This window comes from Lacrimispora amygdalina (genome assembly GCF_003432035.1).
Classification (GTDB): Bacteria; Bacillota; Clostridia; order Lachnospirales; family Lachnospiraceae; genus Lacrimispora; species Lacrimispora amygdalina.
The window spans coordinates 1-24,999 of the sequence record NZ_QOHO01000024.1 but is presented as its reverse complement, the minus strand read 5'-3'; the positions used below and the strand labels follow the sequence as shown (position 1 = coordinate 24,999).

The 24,999-nt window shown below is 44.5% G+C and carries 24 protein-coding genes; 5 read left to right on the top strand and 19 right to left on the bottom strand.

Features of this window, described 5'->3' with window-relative positions:
• The first annotated feature begins 141 nt into the window (after positions 1 to 141).
• Positions 142 to 339: a hypothetical protein gene (locus tag DS742_RS08385; protein WP_117416544.1), complete on the top strand. Its 198-nt coding sequence runs from the start codon at positions 142 to 144 to the stop codon at positions 337 to 339.
• A gap of 107 nt (positions 340 to 446) precedes the next feature.
• Positions 447 to 1,709, top strand: coding sequence for a peptidoglycan-binding protein (locus tag DS742_RS08380; protein WP_117416543.1), 1,263 nt, complete (start codon positions 447 to 449; stop codon positions 1,707 to 1,709).
• Positions 1,710 to 1,793: 84 nt separating this feature from the next.
• Here DS742_RS08380 and DS742_RS08375 read toward each other — a convergent pair whose 3' ends face one another.
• From DS742_RS08375 to DS742_RS08325, 11 genes are all read right to left on the bottom strand, one after another.
• Positions 1,794 to 2,696: a DUF368 domain-containing protein gene (locus DS742_RS08375; RefSeq protein WP_117416542.1), complete on the bottom strand. Its 903-nt coding sequence runs from the start codon at positions 2,694 to 2,696 to the stop codon at positions 1,794 to 1,796.
• A gap of 34 nt (positions 2,697 to 2,730) precedes the next feature.
• Complete coding sequence (locus DS742_RS08370; RefSeq protein WP_117416541.1) at positions 2,731 to 3,375, bottom strand: HAD family hydrolase; 645 nt, start codon at positions 3,373 to 3,375, stop codon at positions 2,731 to 2,733.
• 127 nt (positions 3,376 to 3,502) lie between these two features.
• Complete coding sequence (locus DS742_RS08365; protein ID WP_117416540.1) at positions 3,503 to 4,285, bottom strand: N-acetylmuramoyl-L-alanine amidase; 783 nt, start codon at positions 4,283 to 4,285, stop codon at positions 3,503 to 3,505.
• Positions 4,286 to 4,365: 80 nt separating this feature from the next.
• The gene (locus tag DS742_RS08360) at positions 4,366 to 4,821 is read right to left on the bottom strand and encodes an Lrp/AsnC family transcriptional regulator (protein ID WP_117416539.1); all 456 of its coding nucleotides are present in this window, start codon (positions 4,819 to 4,821) and stop codon (positions 4,366 to 4,368) included.
• Positions 4,822 to 4,955: 134 nt separating this feature from the next.
• Positions 4,956 to 6,185, bottom strand: coding sequence for an LL-diaminopimelate aminotransferase (locus tag DS742_RS08355; protein WP_117416538.1), 1,230 nt, complete (start codon positions 6,183 to 6,185; stop codon positions 4,956 to 4,958).
• A 16-nt stretch (positions 6,186 to 6,201) separates the two neighbouring features.
• The gene (gene dapF / locus DS742_RS08350) at positions 6,202 to 7,014 is read right to left on the bottom strand and encodes a diaminopimelate epimerase (RefSeq protein WP_117416537.1); all 813 of its coding nucleotides are present in this window, start codon (positions 7,012 to 7,014) and stop codon (positions 6,202 to 6,204) included.
• A gap of 15 nt (positions 7,015 to 7,029) precedes the next feature.
• Complete coding sequence (locus DS742_RS08345) at positions 7,030 to 7,578, bottom strand: ANTAR domain-containing response regulator (RefSeq protein ID WP_117416536.1); 549 nt, start codon at positions 7,576 to 7,578, stop codon at positions 7,030 to 7,032.
• Positions 7,579 to 7,621: 43 nt separating this feature from the next.
• Positions 7,622 to 8,959 (bottom strand): type I glutamate--ammonia ligase, encoded by a 1,338-nt coding sequence (gene glnA / locus DS742_RS08340; RefSeq protein WP_117416535.1) that lies wholly within the window; start codon positions 8,957 to 8,959, stop codon positions 7,622 to 7,624.
• Positions 8,960 to 9,181: 222 nt separating this feature from the next.
• Entirely contained in the window at positions 9,182 to 11,059 is a 1,878-nt protein-coding gene (locus tag DS742_RS08335; RefSeq protein WP_117416534.1) for a heavy metal translocating P-type ATPase, read from the bottom strand.
• Between the two features lie 16 nt (positions 11,060 to 11,075).
• The gene (locus tag DS742_RS08330) at positions 11,076 to 11,300 is read right to left on the bottom strand and encodes a cation transporter (protein ID WP_117416533.1); all 225 of its coding nucleotides are present in this window, start codon (positions 11,298 to 11,300) and stop codon (positions 11,076 to 11,078) included.
• A gap of 41 nt (positions 11,301 to 11,341) precedes the next feature.
• Positions 11,342 to 11,725: an ArsR/SmtB family transcription factor gene (locus DS742_RS08325; protein WP_117416532.1), complete on the bottom strand. Its 384-nt coding sequence runs from the start codon at positions 11,723 to 11,725 to the stop codon at positions 11,342 to 11,344.
• Positions 11,726 to 12,086: 361 nt separating this feature from the next.
• On the opposite strand from DS742_RS08325, the gene DS742_RS08320 reads away from it, so the two are divergent.
• From DS742_RS08320 to DS742_RS08310, 3 genes are read left to right on the top strand one after another with little or no spacing between them, the layout of a single operon-like run.
• Complete coding sequence (locus DS742_RS08320; protein ID WP_117416531.1) at positions 12,087 to 12,887, top strand: ABC transporter ATP-binding protein; 801 nt, start codon at positions 12,087 to 12,089, stop codon at positions 12,885 to 12,887.
• Between the two features lie 11 nt (positions 12,888 to 12,898).
• Positions 12,899 to 13,702 carry an ABC transporter permease gene (locus tag DS742_RS08315; protein ID WP_117416530.1) on the top strand — a complete coding sequence of 268 codons (804 nt, stop codon included), beginning with the start codon at positions 12,899 to 12,901 and terminating at the stop codon, positions 13,700 to 13,702.
• Positions 13,703 to 13,714: 12 nt separating this feature from the next.
• Entirely contained in the window at positions 13,715 to 14,500 is a 786-nt protein-coding gene (locus tag DS742_RS08310; RefSeq protein ID WP_117416529.1) for an ABC transporter permease, read from the top strand.
• Positions 14,501 to 14,575: 75 nt separating this feature from the next.
• On the opposite strand, the gene DS742_RS08305 is transcribed toward DS742_RS08310, so the two are convergent.
• From DS742_RS08305 to DS742_RS08270, 8 genes are all read right to left on the bottom strand, one after another.
• A complete protein-coding gene (locus tag DS742_RS08305; protein ID WP_117416528.1) occupies positions 14,576 to 14,965 on the bottom strand; it encodes a NifB/NifX family molybdenum-iron cluster-binding protein in 390 nt (129 codons plus the stop codon).
• 55 nt (positions 14,966 to 15,020) lie between these two features.
• Complete coding sequence (locus tag DS742_RS08300; RefSeq protein WP_117416527.1) at positions 15,021 to 16,388, bottom strand: MATE family efflux transporter; 1,368 nt, start codon at positions 16,386 to 16,388, stop codon at positions 15,021 to 15,023.
• Positions 16,389 to 16,399: 11 nt separating this feature from the next.
• Positions 16,400 to 17,359, bottom strand: a complete 960-nt coding sequence (locus DS742_RS08295; RefSeq protein ID WP_117416526.1) for a glycoside hydrolase family 25 protein — start codon at positions 17,357 to 17,359, stop codon at positions 16,400 to 16,402.
• Between the two features lie 30 nt (positions 17,360 to 17,389).
• On the bottom strand, positions 17,390 to 18,517 hold the full coding sequence (ytvI, locus tag DS742_RS08290; RefSeq protein ID WP_117416525.1) for a sporulation integral membrane protein YtvI: 1,128 nt from the start codon (positions 18,515 to 18,517) through the stop codon (positions 17,390 to 17,392).
• Between the two features lie 48 nt (positions 18,518 to 18,565).
• The gene (gene hisC, locus DS742_RS08285; RefSeq protein WP_117416524.1) at positions 18,566 to 19,624 is read right to left on the bottom strand and encodes a histidinol-phosphate transaminase; all 1,059 of its coding nucleotides are present in this window, start codon (positions 19,622 to 19,624) and stop codon (positions 18,566 to 18,568) included.
• A complete protein-coding gene (locus DS742_RS08280; protein WP_117416523.1) occupies positions 19,621 to 20,829 on the bottom strand; it encodes a pyridoxal phosphate-dependent aminotransferase in 1,209 nt (402 codons plus the stop codon). Before DS742_RS08280 ends, hisC begins: the two co-directional genes overlap by 4 nt.
• Before the next feature lie 76 nt (positions 20,830 to 20,905).
• A complete protein-coding gene (locus DS742_RS08275) occupies positions 20,906 to 21,523 on the bottom strand; it encodes a hypothetical protein (protein WP_117416522.1) in 618 nt (205 codons plus the stop codon).
• Positions 21,524 to 21,546: 23 nt separating this feature from the next.
• Positions 21,547 to 24,714, bottom strand: a complete 3,168-nt coding sequence (locus DS742_RS08270) for an EAL domain-containing protein (protein WP_117416521.1) — start codon at positions 24,712 to 24,714, stop codon at positions 21,547 to 21,549.
• Positions 24,715 to 24,999 lie beyond the last annotated feature (285 nt).

The window sequence follows — 24,999 nt, the reverse complement described above, 5'->3', positions numbered from 1 at the left end:
TAATCTACTTTTTATGCATTATTTTTCTTTTTTCAGATATTTTAATCATCTATATTGTATATTTATGCAAAACAATTAATATTATACATTTTCGTATACTTTCTCCCAACTTCGAACAAACTATTCATGAGGTGATAAATCATGATAGATAACAATGAACTTCCCATTGGATTTACCATGGAACTGGCACAGCATTCAGACATTATGGTACGGTTTGCAGGGCTCTCCAAAGACGAACAAAACCGTATTATCAACGGTGCAAGAGACATTGAAAGCCGCAATGAAATGAGAAACTACGTAGAGTCCATGTTCCATGAACCCAAAACATCTTTCTTTTAAAAAAGTCCCCGCAAAAACTGATTTATTTGGTTTTCTGCGGGGCTTTTGTAATCATTGCCCAGATGAGCTAATATATTAATAATAATCATTCCAATAAGGGGCTATTTATGAATCCATATATGACCACTGCCCAGGAAACAGCAGCTTCCGGCTCTCTTCAGGTAGATGTGGTATCTTCGGAAAATAATTACCCGATCCAGAACGCAGAAATTTCCATCTCCTTTACAGGAGAACCCGACAGCATTTTAGAAACGGTTACTACGGATAGTTCCGGACAGTCCGAAACCGTAAGTTTGTCAGCACCACCCGTAGTATTAAGTTTATCTCCCGGACTGCAGCAGCCGTATTCGGAATATACTCTTTTTATCACTGCACAGGGCTTCGAACCCGTGGCCATCTCCGGAACACAGATCCTGGCAGACACGGAGGCGATTCAGCCAGTCCGGATGACGCCTGTCATAGACGAGACAACTCCCGATGTTCCGATTACCATTCCCGATCATACTCTATACGGCGATTATCCTCCAAAGATTGCAGAGGCTGAGGTAAAGCCAGTTGCAGAAACCGGCGAAATCGTACTAAGCAGGGTTGTCGTTCCCCAGACGATTATCGTTCACGACGGCGTACCTACCGATCCGACAGCAACTAATTATTATGTCCCTTATGGCGATTATATTAAAAATGTCGCTTCCAGTGAAATTTATGCTACCTGGCCAAGAGAAACAATTATTGCCAATGTTCTGGCAATTATGAGTTTTACATTGAACCGTGTTTATACGGAATGGTACCGGAATCAGGGTTATAACTTTACCATCACTTCCTCCACCGCCTTTGACCATAAATGGATCTACGGCAGAAATATTTATGAAAGTATATCCCAGATTGTTGATGAAATCTTTAACAGCTACTTATCCCGGCCAGGAATCAAACAGCCAATCTTAACCCAGTACTGCGACGGAAACCGGGTGACCTGTCCAAACTGGATGTCACAATGGGGGAGTAACACATTAGGACAGCAGGGCTATACAGCCATTGAAATCCTTCGTAACTATTATGGAAGCAACATGTACATCAATACTGCAGAGCAGGTTTCCGGTGTTCCCTCCTCATTTCCGGGATATAATTTGTCTATAGGCGCTTCCGGTGATAAGGTCCGCCAGGTCCAGGAACAGCTGGATACCATAGCCGGAGTTTATACCAGGATTCCCCGCATTACAGCAGATGGTATCTACGGAGAAAATACGGCTGAGGCAGTCCGCCAGTTTCAGTCCATCTTCAAGCTTCCGGTCACAGGAGTCATTGATTTTGCAACCTGGTATAAGATCTCCCACATTTATGTTGGCATCACAAGGATTGCCGAATATTCTTAGCCTTTATAAAAAGGGATATTGCTTCAGATACAAAAAAACTGTATCCGACGCAATATCCCTCTCTTTTTTATTTCAGAAAATCACTTACCCCTCTCCTCCCAGCAGATCTGCAGCGACGTAACCTAAGAGCGCCAGTGCAATCCCTCCCAGAAGTTCATAAATCTCCACTGTATTCCATGGCACATCCCATAAAATTACAAAGGGTGAAGAAACCACCAGGCCAATGATCACCCGGTACATCTGGTGTTCATAAAGAGTCAAAAGGCGCTCCACCACCCTGGCAAATAAAAGAACACCTGTAAGCATGCCGAAAAAATATGGAAACAATACCATCCCATTTTTCATAAGACTGTGAAAATCCAGAGCACAGGCCGCTCTGATGCAGGCATTGTTCGTCTGTAAAACAGATTCATAAAAACCCAGCATCATCATTATCATTGAACCGCTTACTCCCGGTACAATCATGGTAGCTGCTGCCAGAAGCCCCACTGCAAATAGAGTCACCCCCCAGTATTTCCCTGACGATAAATATTCCGCTCCTGATGCCATGGCAAAGCCCTCTCCGCTATGGCCGGAAGCGATCACCGTCTCTGCCCAATATGTTATTGAAATCACAACACCACAGGTGATGCCGGCCGTTATAATCCCCTTCCATAAGTCATTTTTTTTTCCCGAAAAAGCTTTGCGGGAAAGAGCAGGAAGGCCTCCTCCAATTAAACCAAGAAATGACAGCTTCGTCTGAAGGGGATATGTATGGAACAGATATTCAAACGCCAGTGACAAAAAAATGATTCCTGCAACCGCACCGATTCCGTAGGGAAGGAGAAGCCTTATACTTTTCACCGGCTCCTTAAAAAGCCGGTTTACTGCATGGATGATCTTATCATAGACACCCATGGTGATGGCCAGTACCCCACCGCTGATGCCCGGCAGTATATTTGCCACACCAATAATCACACCTTTTAAAAGCTCACCGATATACTTCAAGCAATTCCTCCTGCATTAATCCGTATATCCAATCCTATGCCCCTTTAACCGCTTCTAATACATCTTTTACCTGATTAAGCTTATAATCCGCAAGACTCTGGTCAAATCCATACCTTGTATCAATCACTGCCGCAATCTTAAGCCCTGCCCTGTGGGCAGCTGTTATTCCAATGGTGGAATCCTCCACAGCCAGACATTCTTCAGGCTTTAACTGAAGCTGAGAGACGGTATATAAATAGATCTCCGGATCGGGTTTGCTCTTTTTAAACTGCTCTCCGCTCACCACTGCCTCAAAATATTCCCGGATTCCATTTTCCTTAAGTACCCGTTCCACCAGTTCCAAATGGGTGGAGGATGCCAGCGCCAGACGGAAACCTGCATGTTTTAGCTGCTTTAATGTATCGGTCACCTCCGGGCGGTAAATGCTGCGGTAATCAATCTCACCATAAATATCCCTCAGGCGGAATTCTGTTCTTAATTCTTCCCAGGTTTGTCCATTGGAAACAGCCCGTTCCACTACCTCCCAGCATTCCTGTTTCGTTGCTCCTACCATTGGATACAAATCCTCCGGCTTTACATTTGGATTTTTCTTTTTTGCAAACTCCAGCTGATATTGCAGATACACTCCCTCGCTGTCAATAATAACGCCATCCATATCAAAGATCACTGCCTTAATCATAATTCTCTCCTCTGTGCTCATTCTGATTAAGACCATACGACAAAAAGAAGCATCTTGTCAAGTCAAAGAAAAAGAGACGGCCGGAAGATATGCTTCTTTTTCACTCCTTCCGGCCGCCCTTCCAGGCTTAATATACAGCCGGGCGTTTCACCATAAATGTGCTGTGCCCCAGCTGCCTGAGAGCCTGCTCCATCTTAACCGCATTGTCCATATTCCGGAATGCGCCTACACGAACCTTGTATAATCCGTCTTCATAAACTACAAATGCAGGAAATCCCTGGGATTTTAATATATCAGCCTGATTTTCTGCCAGAGAACGCACCCGGAAAGCACCGGTCTGTACCTGATAATACTGGATCTGGGTCTCTTCCTGCTGCTGTATGGTATTTAAAATACCACTGGCAATGGCCTGGGCAATCTCCTCAAAGTAATCGTCAAAAAGATAATTATCTGCTTCATTATCTATAAATCCAACCTCCACTAAGACAGAGGGAAGCTTTGTTCTTCTCAGCACTACCAGCCCGGGGCGTTCCACCGTTCCTAAATTAGTAAATCCAACAGCACCAAGGGCTTCTCCGATATTCTTTGCAAGCATTCCCTGGACGCCTTTGTTTTCAAAAACAACGGTCTCAACTCCGGATCCCGTTCCAGGAACCGGCATGGCATTGCGGTGAATGGAGACAAATAAATCCGCTTCCGCATCATTGGCCATCATGGCTTTTTCCAGGGGTGTATTATAGGTATCGTCAGTTCTTGTATACCTGACATCAACTCCGTTGTCTGCAAGGATCTTCCCGACAGCAAGCGCAAGTTTTAAGTTATCATCTTTTTCCTGCCGCTCAATATAGGATGCACCCGGGTCCGCACCGCCGTGACCGGCATCTATTACCACGATCTTTCTCTCAGCCAAAAGAAAAACTCCTTTCACATACCTCTATTCTATAAAGTATGTAAAAGAAGTGTTCTCCGTACCATATTTCAGACCATGATTTAATCAATTTCTCCTAATTCCGCCATAACATCCACGCCCCTTGGTCCAACCGGAGTGGAGAAGACAATCTGGGTACTGGTCTTTCCGTACTTCTGGAGCTGTCCGATGAAAATATCCAGTTCCATGGTGCTTTGAAATGCCACCTTAATCAGCATGGAATAATCCCCAGTCACGCAATTGCATTCCAATACATTGGGTATGGATTCCATGTAGGAATAGAACTGAATTTTATCCACCGGCGACACATCCAGATTCACAAACGCAATGATATGATATCCCAGCTTCATGGGATCCACTGATGCATGATACCCTGTAATAATTTTTTCCCGCTCCAGCTTTTCAATTCTGGAGGAAACAGCAGGCGAAGACAAAAAGGTATTTTCTGCTATGTTCTTTAAAGATGCCCGGGCGTTCTTCTGCAGTGTCTGCACTATTTTCTTATCAATATCGTCCATATCTTCCTCCTTGAATTAAAAAAAGCGCCAGTACCACCAAAGTACTGAACGCTTTTGTTCTAACAAATTAAGCTTAAACCTTATTAATCTTTTCTTATCAATATCATAACCAATTATTAAATACTTGTCAACGTTTATTTTATTAAGGACGGCATCTTTTTCATCCGTTCAATGGCTTCCACCGTATTTTCATAGGTTCCGAACGCAGTAAGGCGGAAGTACCCTTCCCCGCTTGGACCGAATCCGCTTCCAGGTGTTCCAACAACACTGGCTTCCTCCAAAAGCCGGTCAAAGAAGTCCCAGGAGGTCATTCCTTCCGGCACCTTTAACCAGATATAAGGAGCATTGACACCTCCGTAAACTTCACAGCCCGCTTCTTTCAGACCGTCATAGATTACCTTTGCATTTCTCATGTAATAGGCAACCTGCTCTTTTAACTGAGCCTTACCCTCTTTGGAATAAACCGCTGTTCCCGCTTTCTGAATAATATAGGGAGCGCCATTAAACTTGGTTCCGTGGCGTCTTGCCCATAAGGAATGAAGCATAACCCCTCCCCGCTCCAGAGATTTGGGGATTACGGTAAAACCAAGGCGCACACCGGTAAAACCGGCATTCTTTGAAAATGAGCGGAGTTCAATGGCACAGGTCTTTGCTCCCTCTATCTCATAGATGGTATGAGGTACATCATCCTGGGCAATATAAGCTTCATAGGCAGCGTCATAAAGAATGACTGCTCCTGTTTCATTGGCATAATCCACCCATACCTTCAACTGGTCTCTGTTGAGAGTGGTTCCTGTGGGATTGTTTGGAACGCATAAGTAAATAAGATCCGGGGTCTCCTCTGGAAGCTGGGGTACAAAATGATTCTCCGCCGTGCAGGGCATGTAAATGACGTTGCTCCACTTACCTGTTTTTTCATCATATTCACCGGTTCTTCCAGCCATAACGTTGGAATCTACATAAACCGGATAAACAGGGTCACAAACTGCAATTTTACAGTTCTGGTCAAATATCTCCTGAATATTTCCGCAGTCGCTCTTTGCTCCGTCAGATACAAAAATCTCATCTGCCGATATCTGGCAGCCTCTTGCAATGTAATCTTCACCTGCAATCAGTTCTCTTAAAAAACCGTATCCAAGATCCGGTGCATATCCATGAAATGTTTCAGCCGCTCCCATCTCATTCACGGCTCCGTGAAGTTCCTCAATAATTGCCGGAGCAATGGGCTGTGTTACGTCGCCGATTCCAAGGCGAATCACCTTTTTACCTGGATTTGCCTCTATATAAGCATTTACCTTTTTTGCAATGGTGGAAAACAGATAGCTTCCGGGTAATTTTAAATAGTTTTCATTGATCTTAACCATAGGTTCCTCCTGTATTTTAAAGATTATTTATGTCGAACTCTCCCTCAAACACTTCCACAGCAGGACCTGTCATAAACACATGACCGCTCCCCTCTCTGTCCCAGTGAATGGTCAAGTTTCCGCCTTTTAAGGATACTATAACGGTATTGCCGGTGCGTCCGCAAAGCGCGGAAGCGACAGCACTGGCTGTAGCTCCGGTCCCGCACGCCCATGTCTCCCCGCTTCCTCTCTCCCACACCCGCATGCGGATGTGTTCCGGACTCATAACCTGAATAAATTCAGAATTGGTTCGCTCTGGAAAACGCTCATGATTCTCAAATCCAGGTCCCACAGACTCTAAATCCAGGCTGTCAATGTCATCCATATAGTAAACTGCATGGGGATTTCCCATGGAAATTCCTATAAATTCATAATCCGTGCCATTCACACAGATTGGTTCCAAAACCTGGCTGGTCACTTCCGGGATTCCCATATCTACCGTTAAAAGAACTGCCTTTCCGTTTTCCTCCGTCACTTTTAAATGCTTGATTCCCGCACCGGTTTCCACATCAAACTCAGTCTTTTCTACCAGATGATGATCAAACACATATTTTCCCACGCATCGGATTCCATTGCCGCACATAGGGCTCTCTGAACCGTCAGCGTTAAACATGCGCATACGGCAGTCTGCTGCCTCGGACGGACAGATCAAAATCAAACCGTCCGATCCGATTCCGAAATGCCGGTCACTGACTAATTTTGAAAGCTCTGCCGGATTCTCAACCGATTCTTCAAAGCAGTTAATATATACATAATCGTTTCCGATTCCCTGCATTTTAGTAAATTTCATCTTAATCCCCCACTGTTAAATATTAATAAGGCTCATGATCATCTGGGCAGTCTCCACCATATTGGTTCCGCTGTCCATGCTGCACTTTTGAATGTAACGGTGTGCTTCTGCTTCTGTCATATGGTTTCGTTCCATTAAAAGTTCCTTGGCCTGCTTAATCAGTTCCTGTTCTTCTCCGCTTCTCTCCTTTGGCTGGCTCTTTAATTTCTTCCGCCTTTTTGCCAGAGATTCCATCATCATCTCTAACGTGCTTAAAAGATCCTGAACCTTTAAGGGCAGTCCAAGACAGACCACATCATCCGGCGCTCTGCCGCTCCACTGACTGGGAGATGCCACAAGCAGCATCAGCATCCCCTTGGGAAGACATTCATAAATCTCCTGATACACCATATCTGCAAATCTGCAGCCGCATACCACGATTCCGCTGCCCAGTTCATCAGCACTGTTCACTGCCTGAGCACCGGAGGTGCAGACTGCCGAGACCGTAAAGCCGTTTTTCATAAGAATATTCTTTATATTTTTCGCATCCTCTGCCTTTGAAAATGCCACAATCACATTGGTCAAACACTCTCACCTCCAGATAACAGTATCAGGGAACTTACATCGATCAATACTTGTATAAGTATTCTTCCACTTCCCAGTCCGTTACCTGCGCACGGAACACACGCCATTCGGCTTCCTTTGCTTCCAGGTATTTGGTGTAAATGTGCTCACCCAGCACTTCCTTCATAAACTCATCCTTACGGAACGCTTCAATGGCCTCTCCCAGTGTCTCAGGCAGCTGCTCAATTCCCTTTGCAGCCATCTCCTCTACAGACATGGAATAACCGTTGCAGTCCACGCTTTCCGGCGGAGTCATCTTCTTTTCTATGCCGTCAAGACCTGCTGCCAGACAGGCTGCAAGGGCCAGATAGGGATTGACTGCAGAATCCGGGCTGCGCAGCTCGATCCGCGTACTTTCCCCTCTTGCGCATGGAATCTTAATGAGAGAGCTGCGGTTTGAACGGGCAGACCATGCCACGTAAACCGGAGCATCGTAACCGGGAACAAGACGTTTATAGGAATTAACCAGCGGATTGGTTAAAATCGTCATTCCCTTCATGTGATGGAGAATGCCCGCCATAAACTGATATGCGGTCTGGCTTAACCCCAGCTCATCCCCTTTATCTTCAAACATATTCTTACCTGTTAAATCAGAAAGAGACATATTAATGTGCATGCCGGAACCATTGACACCTGCTTTCGGCTTTGGCATAAAGGTGGCATGAAGTCCATGGCGCTTTGCAATGGCCTTGACTGCCATCTTAAATGTCATAATGTTATCAGCCGTCACCATGCCTTCTGCATACTGAAAATCAATCTCATGCTGTCCCGGTGCGATCTCGTGATGGGAGGCCTCAATCATAAAGCCCATCTCTTCCAGCGTGAGTATCATGTCTCTGCGGACATTCTCCGCCTGGTCAATGGGAGCCACATCAAAATAACCGGCCATTTCGTGGGTATCCGTGGTAGGACGTCCCTCCTCATCCATATGGAAGAGAAAGAATTCGCATTCCGGACCTGCATGAAAAACAAAGCCCATGTCACTGGCTTTTTTCAGTACCTTCTTCATTACGAACCTGGGATCTCCTTCAAAAGGAGTCTGGTCCGGACAGTGTACATCGCACATCAGTCTTGCAACTTTCCCCTGCTGGGGACGCCATGGGAATATCTCAAAGGTATCCAGATCCGGATAGAGATACATATCAGATTCTTCACTTCTAACAAAGCCCTCTATGGAAGAACCATCAAACATACAACGGTTTTCCAGTGCTTTTCCCAGCATATTCTTTGTGATTGCCACATTTTTCAGCATGCCGAATATATCCGTAAACTGAAGACGGATAAATTCCACATCTTCTTCTTCCACAATGCGGAAAATATCTTCTTTGCTATACTTGCTCATAAAACACTCTCCTTTTCTCATGATTGAATAAAGAGCCCCGGATTTATCGGGACTCTCCGCCACTTATGCGATCCTTGCGGAGCGTCTCTGCTCTATGGGGAACGAAGTTCCTATAGAAAATAATACCAGAAAAAAGGGTGGGCAAACACAGCCTCACTACAATGGACCATCTTCGCACCACCCCGTCATATGTGTAAAATATAACAGCTGGAAAAAATTTTGTCAATGTGTTTTTTCATTCCTGCTCTGATACCGGAGAGCCCGGACCGCATTTAAGATAGCCAGTACGGATACCCCCACATCACCGAAAACAGCTGCCCACATGGTGGCAATTCCTGCAGCCGACAGGATTAAAATCAACACCTTTACGCCTATGGCAAAGATAATATTCTGCTTCACAATGGCCACTGTTTTTCTGGCAATCAGAATCGTATCAACCAGCTTTGTCAGCTCGTCGGTCATGATTACCACGTCAGCCGCTTCAACGGCTGCGTCGGAACCGATCTGACCCATGGCAATTCCCACATCTGCGCGGGCGAGAACGGGAGCATCATTGATTCCGTCTCCCACAAACGCCAGAGCTGCATCCTTATGCTTCTTTGCCAGCAGTTCTTCCACTTTTCCCACTTTATCGCCGGGAAGGAGACCTCCGTGAACCTCATCAAGTCCAAGCGTTTCTCCCACCAGTTTTCCAACCTCCGGTTTATCGCCGGTAAGCATCACAAGCTTTTTCACTCCTGCTGCCCTTAAGCCCTTTAATGCTTTTGGTACGTCTTCCCTGATGGTATCTGATATGGTTACAGAACCAAGATAAGTGTTTTTATCTGCTATATAAAGCGTTGTTCCTGCCGCCGAATCTGCAGCGTTAACTGCAATTGACTGCTTCTGCATGAGTCTGGCATTACCGATATAAAGCTCTCGTTCCTTATTCTGTGTATAAACGGTTGTTTTTACTCCAAATCCTGCAAGTTCTTTTGCTGTACCCACCTTTGACTGATCCAGTGGTTTTCCATAAGCTTCTTTTACAGAGCAGGCAATGGGATGATTGGAATGGAATTCTCCATACGCAGCCAGCTCCAAAAGTTCTTCCTTCGTTCCTTCCAGAGGATCCACGCTGGTAACCTGAAATTTTCCGGTTGTGAGAGTTCCTGTTTTATCAAATACCACCGTATCAAGGTCTGCCATAGCTTCCAGGTAGTTGCTGCCCTTTAAAAGAATTCCCTGGCCGGAGGCCGCTCCAAGCCCTCCGAAAAAGCTTAACGGAACCGATATAACCAGTGCACAGGGACAGGAGACAACTAAAAAGCTGCAGGCGCGGTAAATCCATGTTCCCCAGTCACCGTTAAAAAGGGGCGGAACCACGGCAAGCAAAACAGCAAGCACTACAACTACCGGAGTATAGATTCTTGCAAACCTGGTGATGAAATTTTCTGCCCTTGCCTTCCTGGAACTGGCATTCTCCACCAGTTCCAGGATTTTGGCAACGGTGGAGTCATCAAAAAGCCTGGTAACTCTTACCTCCAGTACCCCGTTTAAATTAATGGAACCGCTTATAACGGAATCCTGTTCTTTTATTTCTACAGGCATGGATTCACCGGTCAGTGCTTTGGTATCAAGACTGCTGCTGCCCTTAACCACAATACCGTCAAGGGGAACCTTCTCTCCCGGCTTTACTACAATGATGTCATCAACAGCGACTTCATAGGGATCGACCTTCTCTTCGGTTCCGTCACGAAGAAGATTGGCATACTCCGGATTAATGTCCATAAGATCTGTTATGGATTTTCTTGACCGGTTCACTGCATAATCGTTAAACAGTTCGCCGATCTGGTAAAACAGCATAACGCCCACAGCTTCTTCCAGGGCCCCGATTCCGATTGCACCAAAGGTTGCCACAGACATCAGAAAGTTTTCATCAAAAAACTGGCCGTTTCTTATATTTCTGACCGCCCTTAACGGAATATCGTAGCCTGCTGCCAGATAGGAAATAATAAATAAGATCCAGTACCAGAAAATTCTCCCCTCAGCTGCCATGGCAAGAGCAAAGAATACGGCACTGATTATGAGCCTGATTCCCATAATTTTCTGTTTTTTAGTCATAACTGCTCCTTTTTGCTTACCGAAGTACTTTGAATTCTGCTTCCGGCTCAATCTTATACGCTGTTTTTCTGGCTGCTTCCATGATCTCATCCACTCTTTCTTCTTCCACTTCCATGGTTAATCTCTGAGTCATAAAGCTTAAGGAGGCATTTTCAACACCACTTAATTTTTTTACCTCTTCTTCGATTTTAGCCGCACAGTTTGCACAGCAAAGGCCCTCTAATTTAATTATCTTTTTCATGTTTCATCTTCTCCTTTTTGCTATATTTTATTACGAATATCTTATTCGCTGATATGCTCCATTCCCTGAGCCAGGATTGTTTCAATATGACCGTCTGCCAGGGAATAGAAAACCGTCTTTCCTTCCCGTCTGAATTTTACCAGACGCATCTGCTTTAACACACGAAGCTGGTGGGAAATAGCCGACTGCCCCATCTGCAGCAGATTGGCTATATCACAGACACACATCTGTGACTGGCTGAGTACATAGAGAATTCTCACTCTTGTCGGGTCTCCGAATATTTTAAAGAAATCTGCAAGATCCATCAGCTGCTGGTCTTTCGGCATTACTTTTAAAACCTGATTCACAACATTCTCATGAACGCAGATAAAATCACACTGGTCTATCTCACCGTCCTGAATGACTCTTTTTTCTTCTTCTGCCATCTGGAACCTCCTTTATGTTATTATATGAATATCTGTTCATATGTTTATACTATCATTTTTATTTATTTTGTCAAGTACTTTTTGCCAAAGTATTGACAGCTATTTCCTGCGGTGATAGACTATAATTCCTTTTCCATATCTAAACTCACATCTCAAATTCAGGAAAAGAGAATATTGAAACCACGGTAGAGTCCCCGGAAAGAATTCCGGAGAGCTGTGCTGGCAATTTCGCCTGCACTGACCGCTTGGAAAGATATTAGGACGTTCTGACCAGTTATGACAGATCTCTTCCCCACCAGGGCAGGAGCTGCCCGCTGCCGGAATGATACGTTCACAAATATTACTGCCAGGAGGAATTTATATGATTCAAGTGGAACACATGAACAAGACTTTTAAAGTCGCAAGAAGAAGTGCCGGATTTTCCAATGCGGTAAAGGCGCTTTTTCACAAGGAGACCGACACGGTCCATGCTCTTTCAGACATCTCCTTTTGCATTGGAGACGGAGAGATGGTAGGCTATATTGGCCCAAACGGTGCCGGAAAAAGCTCCACCATCAAAATTTTAAGCGGAATCCTGACTCCGGATAACGGAACCTGCCGGATTAACGGCCGGATTCCATGGAAGGACCGGAAGGAACATGTAAAGGACATCGGCGTTGTATTCGGACAGCGTACCCAGCTGTGGTGGGACGTTCCTGTTATTGATTCCTTTGAACTGCTCCGCGACATCTACGGCATCCCAGAACACCAATACTTAATTACCCTGGAAGAGCTCACCGGGCTTCTTGCTTTAGAAGAAATCATAAAGACTCCGGCAAGACAGCTTTCTCTCGGTCAGCGCATGCGCTGCGAACTTGCAGCCTCTCTTCTCCATACCCCAAAGATCCTCTTTCTTGATGAACCTACTATCGGACTTGATGCCGTTTCCAAGCTTGCAGTCCGGGATTTTATCAGAAAGTTAAACCGGATCCACAAAACCACAGTACTTCTTACCACTCACGACATGCAGGACATTGATGCCCTTGCAGACAGGGTTTTGCTGATCGGGAAAGGCCGGCTGCTTCTGGACGGAACTCTCTCAGATTTAAAATCCCGCTGTGAACCCCCATGTGCCACCTTAGATGAGATTGTTGCATCCCTATACCGGGAATTTCATATTTAGGAGGGGACAAGATGAAAAAATACTGGTCTTTTTTCCGCATCCGGTTTATCAGGGGACTTCAGTACCGAACCGCCGCTCTGTCCGGCATGGTGACACAGTTTGTTTGGGGAGCCATGGAAATCCTGTTATTTAAGGCCTTCTATGAAGCGTCTCCCGAAAGCTTCCCCATGACCTTTGAAGCACTTTCCACTTATGTGTGGCTCCAGCAGGCATTTCTGGCACTATATATGGTCTGGTTCTGGGAATCGGAGCTTTTTAACTCCATCGCAACCGGAGATGTGGCCTATGAATTATGCAGGCCGGTCCGCCTTTATAATATGTGGTTTGTAAGGGGGCTGGCAGTCCGCCTTTCAAAAGCGGTGTTGCGCTGCATGCCGATCCTGATTGTCTCCTGTTTTCTTCCATCTCCCTACGGGCTCACTCTGCCGGGAGATATTACTACCTGGGTACTCACTCTTTTGTCCATGACACTGGGGCTGCTTCTCATCGTGGCTTTCAACATGATTGTTTATATGTCCGTGTTTTACACCGTTTCTTCACAGGGTATTAAAGCAGTCATTACCTCTTTAGCAGAATTTTTAAGCGGAGCTGTCATACCCATTCCCTTTCTTCCCGGACATGTACGGAAAATCGTAGAATTTCTGCCCTTCGCCTCTGCACAGAACGTTCCTTTTCGGATCTTTGGCGGCGATTTAACAGGACCTGATCTGTATAGCAGCATAATAAAACAGGTCTTCTGGCTGTTTGCATTTGTGTTCATCGGACGTCTGCTGGAAAAACGGGCACTAAAACGGGTTATCATACAGGGAGGCTGAAAGGAGTACTTCATGAATTTAATCAGACTTTACGTAAATTTTTTTCTTATGCATTTAAAAAGCATGATGCAGCACAAAGTTTCATTTTTCATGACAATAACAGGTCAGTTTTTAATCTCCTTCAATATCTTTTTAGGAGTTTACTTTATGATGACCCGTTTCCATCAGGTAAAGGGCTTTTCTTACAGTGAGGTACTGCTCTGCTTTTCCATTACTCTGATGGCCTTTACACTGGCAGAAACCCTATTCCGGAGTCTGGATACCTTTGAGACCATCATTGGAAACGGAGAATTTGACCGTATTCTCCTCCGCCCGGAAAACAGTCTGTTTCTGGTTCTGTGCAGCAAGATCGACTTAACCCGCTTCGGACGTCTTCTTCAGGCTGTTGTCATGCTGGTTTATGGAATATCCTCCAGTTCCATAGCCTGGTCACCCCTTCGCTGCCTCCTTGTAGGGCTCATGATTCTTGGAGGAATCTGCATCTTTGCTGCCATCTACTTAATTTTCGCATGCTTATGCTTTTTTACTTTGGAGGGGCTGGAATTTATGAATGTATTCACAGACGGCGCCAGGGAATACGGGAAATATCCCATAGGCATTTATGGGAAGAATGTGCTTTTTATCTGCACCTGCCTGGTCCCCTTTGCCTTATTCCAGTATTATCCCCTGTTATATCTCACAGGCAAATCAGACAACGCCTGGTTCAGCCTGCTTCCGGTTTGCTGTGCCCTCTTTCTGGTTCCTGCATTCCTTTTATGGAATTTCGGGCTGAAACACTATCAGTCCACCGGTTCCTGATCATACAAAATGCATCCGTTCAGACCTTTTACGGCTGATGCGGATGCACCTTATCTGTCTTTTTTAATTATAAAATTAATGTCCGCAGGATTCTCCATGATGACCACATTCGTGTTCTTCACTTCCTTCATGATGATGATCGCAAAGAGTATCCGGATCAAATTTAAGATTTCCTGACAGCAGAGAACTCACTGCCTCATCTGCATTTCCTTCCACTCCCGGATATAGCCGGATGCCTGCATCAGACAAAGCATTTCTCGCTCCTGCACCAATTCCACCGCAGATCAGAGTCTTTACACCAAGCCTTGTTAAAAAGCCAGCCAGTGCGCCATGACCGTCTCCGTTGGTATCTGTAATCTCCTGTGATACCACATTTTTATCTTCCACCTCATAGATTTTAAACTGTGTGGTTTGTCCAAAATGCTGAAATACATTTCCTCTGTCATATGTAACCGCAATCTTCATGGTATGACCTCCTGTTTTTTCATTTACTATTAAGGATATAATAGAATCATTTTGGTCATACGTCAATAACTTTTGCCCTGTTATTAATAATTCGTCCAAATAATGTGGTAAAAACCATCATGGATACTGTTACACTGATGAAATCCGATATAGGCTCCGTATAAAAAATATAATTGACGCCAAACCATGCAGGCAGCGTTACTGCTCCAATCAGGAAAATTGTTTTTCTGAACATGGAAAGAGAGATTGCCGCCTTTGCAGCTCCCAGACCGGTAAATCCGTCTACAATCACGTACTGAAGCGCCAGTGGTATAATTCCCATGGTATAGACCTTTATTCCGCTGACAGTTAAATCAACATAGGACTGGTCTCTTGTGAAAATATGTACAAAGAGCTGGGGAACCGTATGTGCGAGAATGAACATCACAGTGGTAAAACCAACTGCAAGAGACGCGATATACCGTTCAGCCTGTCTGATCCTTTCCGGCCTTCCGGCCCCTAAATTAAAACCAAGGATAGTCTGGGTTCCTGTTGTAATTCCGCCCAGGGGCATGGTTACCATCAGCATAAAGCTCTGAACAATGGTCATACAGGTAAGAAGCTTCTCTCCGTTTCCTTCCCTGCCGTAATGCATAATTACCGTATTGAGGGATATGATGAGTACATTGTCAAATGCAATAATAAGAAAAGGGGAAAGGCCTAATGCCAGAATTCTTTTTACAACCTCCAGGTCATAGCCCTGAAAGGTTATCTGAATGGGCGGAGTGGTGCCGAAAAGGAACCGGAGAACATAAATACAGGATATCATCTGGGATATCACGGTTGCAATTGCGGCCCCTCTTACCCCCATGCCAAACACAAAAATAAACACAGGGTCCAGGATAATATTGCTTACAGCACCAAAAACAACGGATTTCATCGCTGTCCTGGCATACCCCTGACATACAATAAAGGGATTTAATCCTGTTGAAAACAAAGCGAACACCGTCCCGGTGAGATAGATGGAAAGATATTGATCTGCGTAAGGAAATACTGTCTTTCCCGCACCAAACCACACCAGAAGACGGTCCTTAAGCAGAAAAGAAACAGCCGTTATGAAGAGTGAAAAAAAGAGTAAGAGCAAAAAGCAGTTGGCGAGAATCTGTCTGGCAGCTCTCTGGTTTTTTTCTCCAAGACGAATGCTCATAAGCGGTGATCCGCCTGCGCCCACTAAAAAAGCAACAGAAGAAATCAAGGTTACAACCGGACCACAGATTCCAACTCCTGCCAGGGCGACTTCCCCGATGTTAGGGATATTTCCGATATACATGCGGTCTACAATACTATATAAAACACTGACAAACTGAGCCAGCATGGAGGGAACCGCAAGTCTCCATACCAGCCCTTTTATATGATCTGAATTTAAATCGTTCTCTGTTTTCACCTGTAACTCCGTTATCTTGTCTGATTTGTTATCTCTCCATGGGAATCGAATGTATAAGAGACATTGTCTATTACCATGGTTTTATCATGAACCATAATGCCGTTTGAATCAAGATAATACCATTTTCCGTCTGTCTGAATCCAGCCGGTCTGTTTTTCATGGTTTTTCATGTAGTACCGTTCTCCGTCAATAGTTTTAAATCCATCTGCCGGAATTAGAGAGCCATAATCTGCAAAGGACAATTCAATGGTAACATCTCCTTCGATTCCATCCACCCTTCCTTTATCCGTACACTGCCAGATCGTCCTGTTCTGGTAGTCATTGACGGTTCCGTATCTGGCATACCATACATCATAAGGAACCTGGCTCATATCAATATGAAGTGACAGCCATTTGTTGTTTGCGTATACAATGGGACGGTAGCCTGCATCTGAAATGGTTTTGCAGAATGCATTGATGTTATCCGTAATCTGCTGTCTGGAAAGTTTATTATCCAGAAGATACTGGGATTCCACATCATAAGCGATTGGGTAGGAGATCCGGTAATCCTTTACCTGACGAAGCACGTACTTCGCCTCTTCCACTGCAGTCTGCGTATCAAGAGCCTGTGTATAAAAGAACACGCCGGTCTTGATCCCGTTTTCCGAAGCATGCTTCATATTTTCGGAAAAATACGGGTCCATATCATTTAAATAGCCAATCCGCACCATGGCAAAAGAAACCCCGTCCTGCGCTACCTTTTTCCAGTCAATACCGCCGTTTGCCTCATTCTGTCTGTTCTGGTATTTGGTTACTGTGATTCCCTTTTCCAAAACTCCTGTAATGGGATTACCGGCCGCATCAATATATTGTCCGTTTTCCAGTTTCCAGGCTTCTGCCGAAAAACCATTTAATGGGGTCGCAAATGCCTCAGAAGCCATAAGACAGGCAACCAGACACGCGGCAATCCTCAATCTTATGTTTTTTTTCATTGTATCCTCCAATTACTGCTTTTAATCTGTTTAATCTTTCTCTTTCCGGAACGCATCCACATCATGAATTAAGGTTTTCACGCTGTATAAGAACCGGTCAAATGCACCGAATTTATAAATATTGATGATCAGCATGCCTACGGGAACAGCAAGTATCATACCGGCGATCCCGCTTATTTTAAAGCCCAGATATAAAAATAATAATGTCATTAACGGGTCCAGCCCCATGGTGTCGCCTACGATCTTCGGCTGAATGATCTGTCTTAATACCAGTGTCAGTACATAGATCACAATCAGACCGACTCCAAAGGCGTACTCTCCAGAAACGATCCGCAGCAATGCCCACGGTATCAGTATGGTTCCGGTTCCAAGTATGGGAAGGAAATCGAGCACTGCAATAAGAACCGCAAGCAAAAGTGCATACTTCACTCCCAAAACCAGAAAGCCTGCTGCCAGAACACCGGCGATAATAAACATAATTTTAAACTGGGCCAGGAAATAACCTCCCACCAGATGTTTTACATCTTTTTTGAGATAATTATAATATCCCGCAAACCCCTTAGGCATATACCGTTTTACAAATGTAAGAATCTTATCCCGGTCCACAATAAATATATAGGAAGAAAATATGGTTACAACGATGTAAACCAATGCTGCAGGGATACTCTTTACCACATTTCCCGCTGCCATAAAGGTGGGAGATGCGATTTTCTGTACCATGACATTTAAATATTCTCCAATATGTGTTACAAATACATTCACGGAATCCTGAACCCCCTCAGGGAGAAAACGCAGGACGTTTTCTGCCGTTAAGAGCATCTTTTGAACCTCTACCCAGGCCGTTTCATAGTAAAGAGGGATATCTTCCACAAATCCCGCTGCTTCGGTAACCAGTTTGGATATGAGAAAATAAAAAACCGCAATAATCAGACCCAGTACTGCTACTACAATCAGCACGGAACTGTGCTTCCTCACAAGCTTCAGCCTTTTCTCCAGCAGACGCACCAGCGGATTGGCAATTACCGAAATCACCCAGCCGATTACAAAAGGAAGAAAAAAATTCAGTATTCTCGGTCCCCAGACACAGATGAAATAAAAGAACACGATAGGGATTATAATATTTAAAATGATTCTGCCATATTTTTTTACATATTCCATGCTTATCTCCTGCCTTTATGATACCCCCAAAAGCCCAAGTGATAAATACTATGATGAAAGAAATTTCTCCAGGAAATCGTAAAGCTTTTCCATCTCTTCATCCGTCCCAATGGTGATCCTTAAATGATTATCAAGCCCTGGCTGTTTAAAGTAACGAACGAAAATCTGCTTTTCTCTCAGTGCCAGATAAATATCCTCGGCTTTTTTCTCCCTGTGGCTGGCAAAAATAAAATTCGCCATGGAATCCGGGAACGTAAATCCCAGTTCACTGAGACGTTTCTTCGCTTTCTCTCTTGTAGTTATAATTTTTTCTATGGTTTCTTTAAAATAACTGTCATCCTTCACTGCTTCCGCTCCCAGTATCTGGGAGGGCATGTTCATGGTGTAGGAATTATAGGAATATTTCACATCATTTAAAGCCCGTATCAGATCTTTGTTTCCCATGGCATAGCCGATCCTCATTCCTGCCATAGACCGGGATTTGCTGAAGGTCTGCACTACCAGAAGATTTTCGTATTTTTTAATCAGCCCGGCAGCACTTTCACCGCCGAAATCAATGTAAGCTTCATCCACAATCACAACGGAATCCTGATTATGTGCAATGATGTCTTCCACTTCACTTAGCGGCATAAATACACCTGTGGGAGCATTGGGGTTCGGAAATATGATTCCCCCATTTTCTCTGTAATAATCTTCCGTATGAATCAGAAAGTTCTCATCAAGGGCAGGTGTTTCATAAGGAATGCGAAATAACTCCGCCCATACCTTATAAAACGAGTAAGACACTTCAGGAAATAAGACTGGTTTCTGAGAATTAAAAAATGTCAGAAATGACATGGCGATAACATCATCGGAACCGACTCCCACAAATATCTCATCTTCCTCCATCCGATAATATTCACATAGTGCCTTCGTCAGAACTGCGGATGCAGGATCCGGATATTTGCGGAACTTATCATAATCCATCTCATCCATCGCATTTTTTACAAACGGAGAAGGCGGATAGGGGTTTTCATTGGTATTCAGTTTCACTAAATGCTCTCCCTTTGGCTGTTCACCTGGAACATAAGGTGTCACCGTCCGGATATTGGCCTGCCACGCTCTCATCTTAAGTCCTCCTTAACGGCTTTAAGTCCATATTCCTGTGCAATCCTTTTAAATGCCGGCAGCGAACGTTCAATCTGCTCATAAGAAACACAATAGGCGATACGCGCATAACCAGGACATGCAAAAGCACTTCCCTGTACCAAAAGAACCCGGTGCTTTTTACAGTATTCACAGAACTTCTTATCATCCTCCGGAGTCTTTATAAACAGATAAAATGCTCCTTCCGGTTTAATACACTGATAGCCGTATTCTTTTAAACTGCTGTAAAGAAGTTCACGGTTTTTATTATAAGCAGACAAGTTTACTTTTTCATCCACGCAGCGCAGAATCACTCTCTGCATCAGAGACGGTGCATTGACACAGCCAAGTACACGGTTTGAGATGGCAGCCGCGGCAATCACAGCCTTTGAATCCTCCACTTCATCCGGAATCACCAGATACCCGATTCTCTCTCCTGGAAGAGATAAGGATTTACTGTAAGAATAGCAGACAACCGTATTCTTATAAAACAGCGTCACATAAGGAACTTGAACCCCGTCATAGGCAAGTTCCCGGTAGGGCTCATCTGAAATCAGGAGTATGGAAGTTCCATACTCGTTCTCCTTCCGTTCCAGAATGGCTCCGATCTGCCTTAAGGTTTCAGAAGAATATACCACCCCTGTGGGATTATTGGGCGTATTTATGATCACAGCCTTGGTCCTTTTCGTTATGCTTCGTTCAAATTCCAGGAGACCAGGCTGAAAATTTTCTGTATTGGGGGGAATAACCGTAAGTACACCGTCGTAATTGCGCACGTAAGAACCGTATTCCATAAAATAGGGTGCAAACACGATCACCTCATCCCCAGGATCCAGAATGGTTTTTAAAATTACATTCAGGCCGCTGGCTGCACCCACCGTCATAAGAAGATTGCCCCCATGAAAATGAGTCCCGAACCGCCGGTTGATGGAGGCTGCAATCCCTTCCCTCACATCATCAAAACCTGCGTTGCTCATATATCCATGAACCATGGTTGATTCTTCCTCGTTCATAATATCAATGATTGCCTGTTTCACTGATTCCGGTGCGGGTACATTGGGATTTCCAAGGCTGAAATCATAGACGTTTTCGGCACCATATTCGGCAGCCATCTTTTTTCCTTCTTCAAACATGGCGCGGATGGCGGAATTGTTTTCTACAAGGGGTCTCATCTTGTCTGCTATCATATCATTATTCCTTCCTTTATCCTGAAATGGTTTACGTGGATTATAACACATATGAAAAAAGAGTTCCATTCTTAATTTACAATTCCTGATCTGTACTGAGGGCTGTATTTAACAGGGAAGCTCTCACTCTGCCGTAGCATTCATTAAAGTCATCATCCTGCACCCTTATAACAGTCATCCCTGTCCGGACAGGAAGCAGAGCTTTTGACGCCTGGCTCATCATCTGGTATCTTAGTTCCTTTAAAATGCGCCTGCATTTTATTTTAATATCCTCTTCTTTGATGTTCCGGCACAAAATCAGAATTTCATACTCACCATCCAGACACATAATGTCATCTTCTCTGAAAAACCGTTTCATAAACAGTGCCTGTTCAAGAAATGACTGTCTGGCATATTTCATACCGGCTGATGCATTTTCACTGCTGAATGAAAACAAAATCAGACCTGAGGTTAAAAATCTGTGGCGTGATAAATAATTCTGCATTCTTCCCACTGCAGCCTCACGGTTCTGGAACAAGCGTACCCCCTCCGGCAGCATGGGAGTTCTGCATTCTTCCACCTGGCTGTACAGCTCGCCCAGCTCTTCAATATCCAGCATAACTCCATAAAGGAAACTGTGCCCTGATTTTACAGACAGCCTGGAGTGGCAGAGAATCCATTTGTAACCGTTGCGTGTCAGGATACGGTATTCCACTCCCTTTAAACTCTCATCCGGACTTAAGGTCCAGTCATAAGCCTGATTTTTTCCCTATCACCCGGGTGTATCATATTTAAAAGCCGATTCTGGAACAGCTCAATCAGCTCATCGCTGCTGTATCCAAGAATTTCAAGGAAACGGGGACTTGTATACAAAAACTCCATATCTTCCGTTTTTCTGCAGCGGTAATATCCGCCCAGCATTCCGGAACTTAAAAACTCCAGCTCGTCATTCTTAAACCGCAGGGTCCTGTTGGCTTCCTGAAGTCTCTTCTGTGCCAGTACCGTATCGGTAATATCCATACAGGCGCTTACAATTGCAAACCGGCCGTCCTCTGCCTGTACCACCCGGCCTTTTGCCACCATCCACAGCCAGGTTCCATCCTTCTTTCTCATTCGGTGGCGGAAGGTAAATTCCATGCCAGGGGCCATAAAGCGCAGCGAATGCCCCTGTATCATATTTAAATCTTCCGGATGAAGAATGTTTTGTGCCAGACCGTCAACTTCTCTGGTAAATTCCTCGTAGGAATCATAATTTAAAATGCGAAGCATCTCATTATTGGCAAAATACAGTGGAAGTCCCTTATCGCAGTAGACTCCGATCAGGCCTCCCGGTGCCATCTGGGCAAAAATGGCGCTTGCTGCCCATTGATTCTCTTCTGCAATATTATTAAACGAAATATTCCTGCCTGCAATCTTTAATACATCTCTCAGCATCTTCTGGGAGTCTTTGAGCTTCTGCCTCTGCTCCATCTGTTCTGTCGCATCCCTTACCGCACCATAGTAAAGGCGGTGGTCATCCTGTTCCCTCAAAAAGAAGACGCGAAGATGCACCCACATCAGTTCTCCGCTGTTGCGGTAACGCCTAAACGTCCCTTCCGCGCCCTGCAGCGGGTTGTTGTATGCCTCTTCAAAGATATTAAGAACCCAGTCCATATCCTCTCTGTAAACCTTGTTTAACACATACCGTTTCCGTTCTTCCATGTCGATGGGATTGTCTCCGGTTACACGGTAATACTCCTCATTCACCCGGAGAATCTCACAGCTGTCCTCAAAGATCTCATAGAGTGCAATGGCACCAAGCATATTATTAAGCATGGCTTCACTGATAATATTTTCATTAAACAGATCTTCCAGTTTCAGCTGCTTTAGCTGGCGTGCCTGGATTCCTCTGTAATCTAAATTGTTGTCTTCTTCCAGCAGCTTTTCCAGCACATCAACAGGGAGAGGTTCATGATAGTAAAAGCCCTGTCCGTAAATGCAGCCGATATTAATCAAAAAATCTACCTGTTCTTTTTCTTCCACACCCTCTGCTATGACCTTTAACTGCATCACTCTGGCCATGCGGACAATGGTTTCTAAGATTCCCATGCCTCTGCCCTTGCTGTTCTCGTTCATATCAAGGAATTTGGTGTCGATCTTGATTACATCCACGTTCACATCCTTTAACATATTAAGGGATGAATACCCGCTTCCGAAGTCATCCATAAATACAGGAAAACCCGCCCTTCTAAGATCCTCCACAACCTTCCGGATCAGATCGTAGTCTTCCGCATATGCACTTTCCGTTATCTCGATTTCCAAATACTTGGGATCAATCTCATAGCGGCTTACCAGCTGTTTAAACTTCTCAACCACGTCAATAGCATAAATATCCATGCGAGACATATTGACGGAAATAGGGATGGGACGCCGCCCTGCTTTGATCCAGGTGTTTAACTGTCTGCATACCAGTTCCCAGACATACACATCAAGATATGTAATAAAACCGTTCTGCTCCAGCAGCGGAATGAATTCTCCGGGAGATATGATACCTTTTTGCGGGTGCTGCCATCTGACTAAGGATTCCAGACCTATAATCCTGCCGGTCAGCATGTTGCACTGGGGCTGGGCATAGAATATGAACTCCTTTCTCTCAAGTGCTCTCTGAATCTCAGAAAGAAGAACCTGGTCGCTTTCCATCTTCCGTTTCATACCGGGATCGTACCAGCCCACACGCTTTGTATAATTGCCCTTTACGGAATTAAGGGCTATGGCAGCTCTGTCATACATCATGCTGACCGGAAGGCTTAAATCCTCCACCCGGTACACGCCAAAAGCAGGCATAAATCCTGCATTGCCGCCATACTGCTTGGCATATATGTTAATTACATCCTCCAGTTCCTCCAGCACGGATAAATCTTCCGGAATGAGGATAACAAAATCATCTCCCCCCATATAACCGGCGACAGAGGAGTAAAATTTCTCAATCTCTTTTAAGTAATCCCCGATTCTTATTAAAAACCGGTCCCCTTCCTCTTCTCCATACCACTCATTAAACAGTTTAAAATGTTCAATATCGATTGCAACCATAAAAAATCCGGTGGATCCGGGTTTTTTTAAGAGCTGGTCAGCCTTTTCAAAGAATGGTCCGTAGCGGTAAAGACCGGTCATGGAATCAGTCTCTTCTCTGATCACCCTGAGCCGCTTTTCCTCTTCCTCATCCTTTTTCTTTCTCTCATCGATATCCTGGATATAACACATGATAATGGTATCCATATCATCCCGGCAGCGGAAGAGAACCAGTATCAGGTTAATCCAGCAATATCCGTCACCCGGCATCTTTCTGCGGAACTCTCCCTTTAATACCCTACCGGCCTCCTTTAAGCGGCCGGCCATTGTGGATAAATCCCAAAATTCCTCGAAGCTCTGCTTTTCATCCGGGTGGACCATGAAATTCAATGCTTCTGTCAGAATCTGGTCCAGCCGTCCTTCCTCAGGGGATAAATCCAATTTATCATTTTCATGAAAAAGAACTTTATAAGTATTCGATAAAAAATTAAGTTCAATCAGCCCATCATATACCGTCGTCTCTGTAAGATGGTAGAACATATTTTTATTTTTTTCATCCACAGGCCTGGACATAATAAGCCTGCAGTTTTCACTGCCCGGCCAGTCAATCATTCCGGAGGACACCGCCATCCATGTCTGAGTGGCAGCATGATAACGAATCACATGGCCGCTGTTCTCATCAATCCACGGGCAGTCCTTACAGGGATCCGATTCATCTTCTGTTCCCTGATAGCAGTACATTCCTACCTGTAAATCCGGATAATATAATTTTGCCATATCATTGAGATATACAATCTTGTAATCCTGGTCAATTATGTAAATACCAGCTTCTCCGTTTTCACACGACATACGCTTCATAAGCTCCCGCCTCTCCTGCAATATATCTTTTATGCAGTAACTAAATTAAGGTATATTATAGTATGAAAACGCTGTTTTCGTCAACACGTTAACAATACACCGCATCAGAATTTTTATTCACAATCAATAATAATTATTCACATTTTTTTCCGTACTGATCTGCCTGCACCCGGAGAGAACCTTTTATTATTGGTAACTTTTTCCATTTACCATGATAAACAGGGAACTTCAGGCTCTCAATAAGCGGGTCTGCCGATTAAATTTATGACAAAATAATTTTAATAT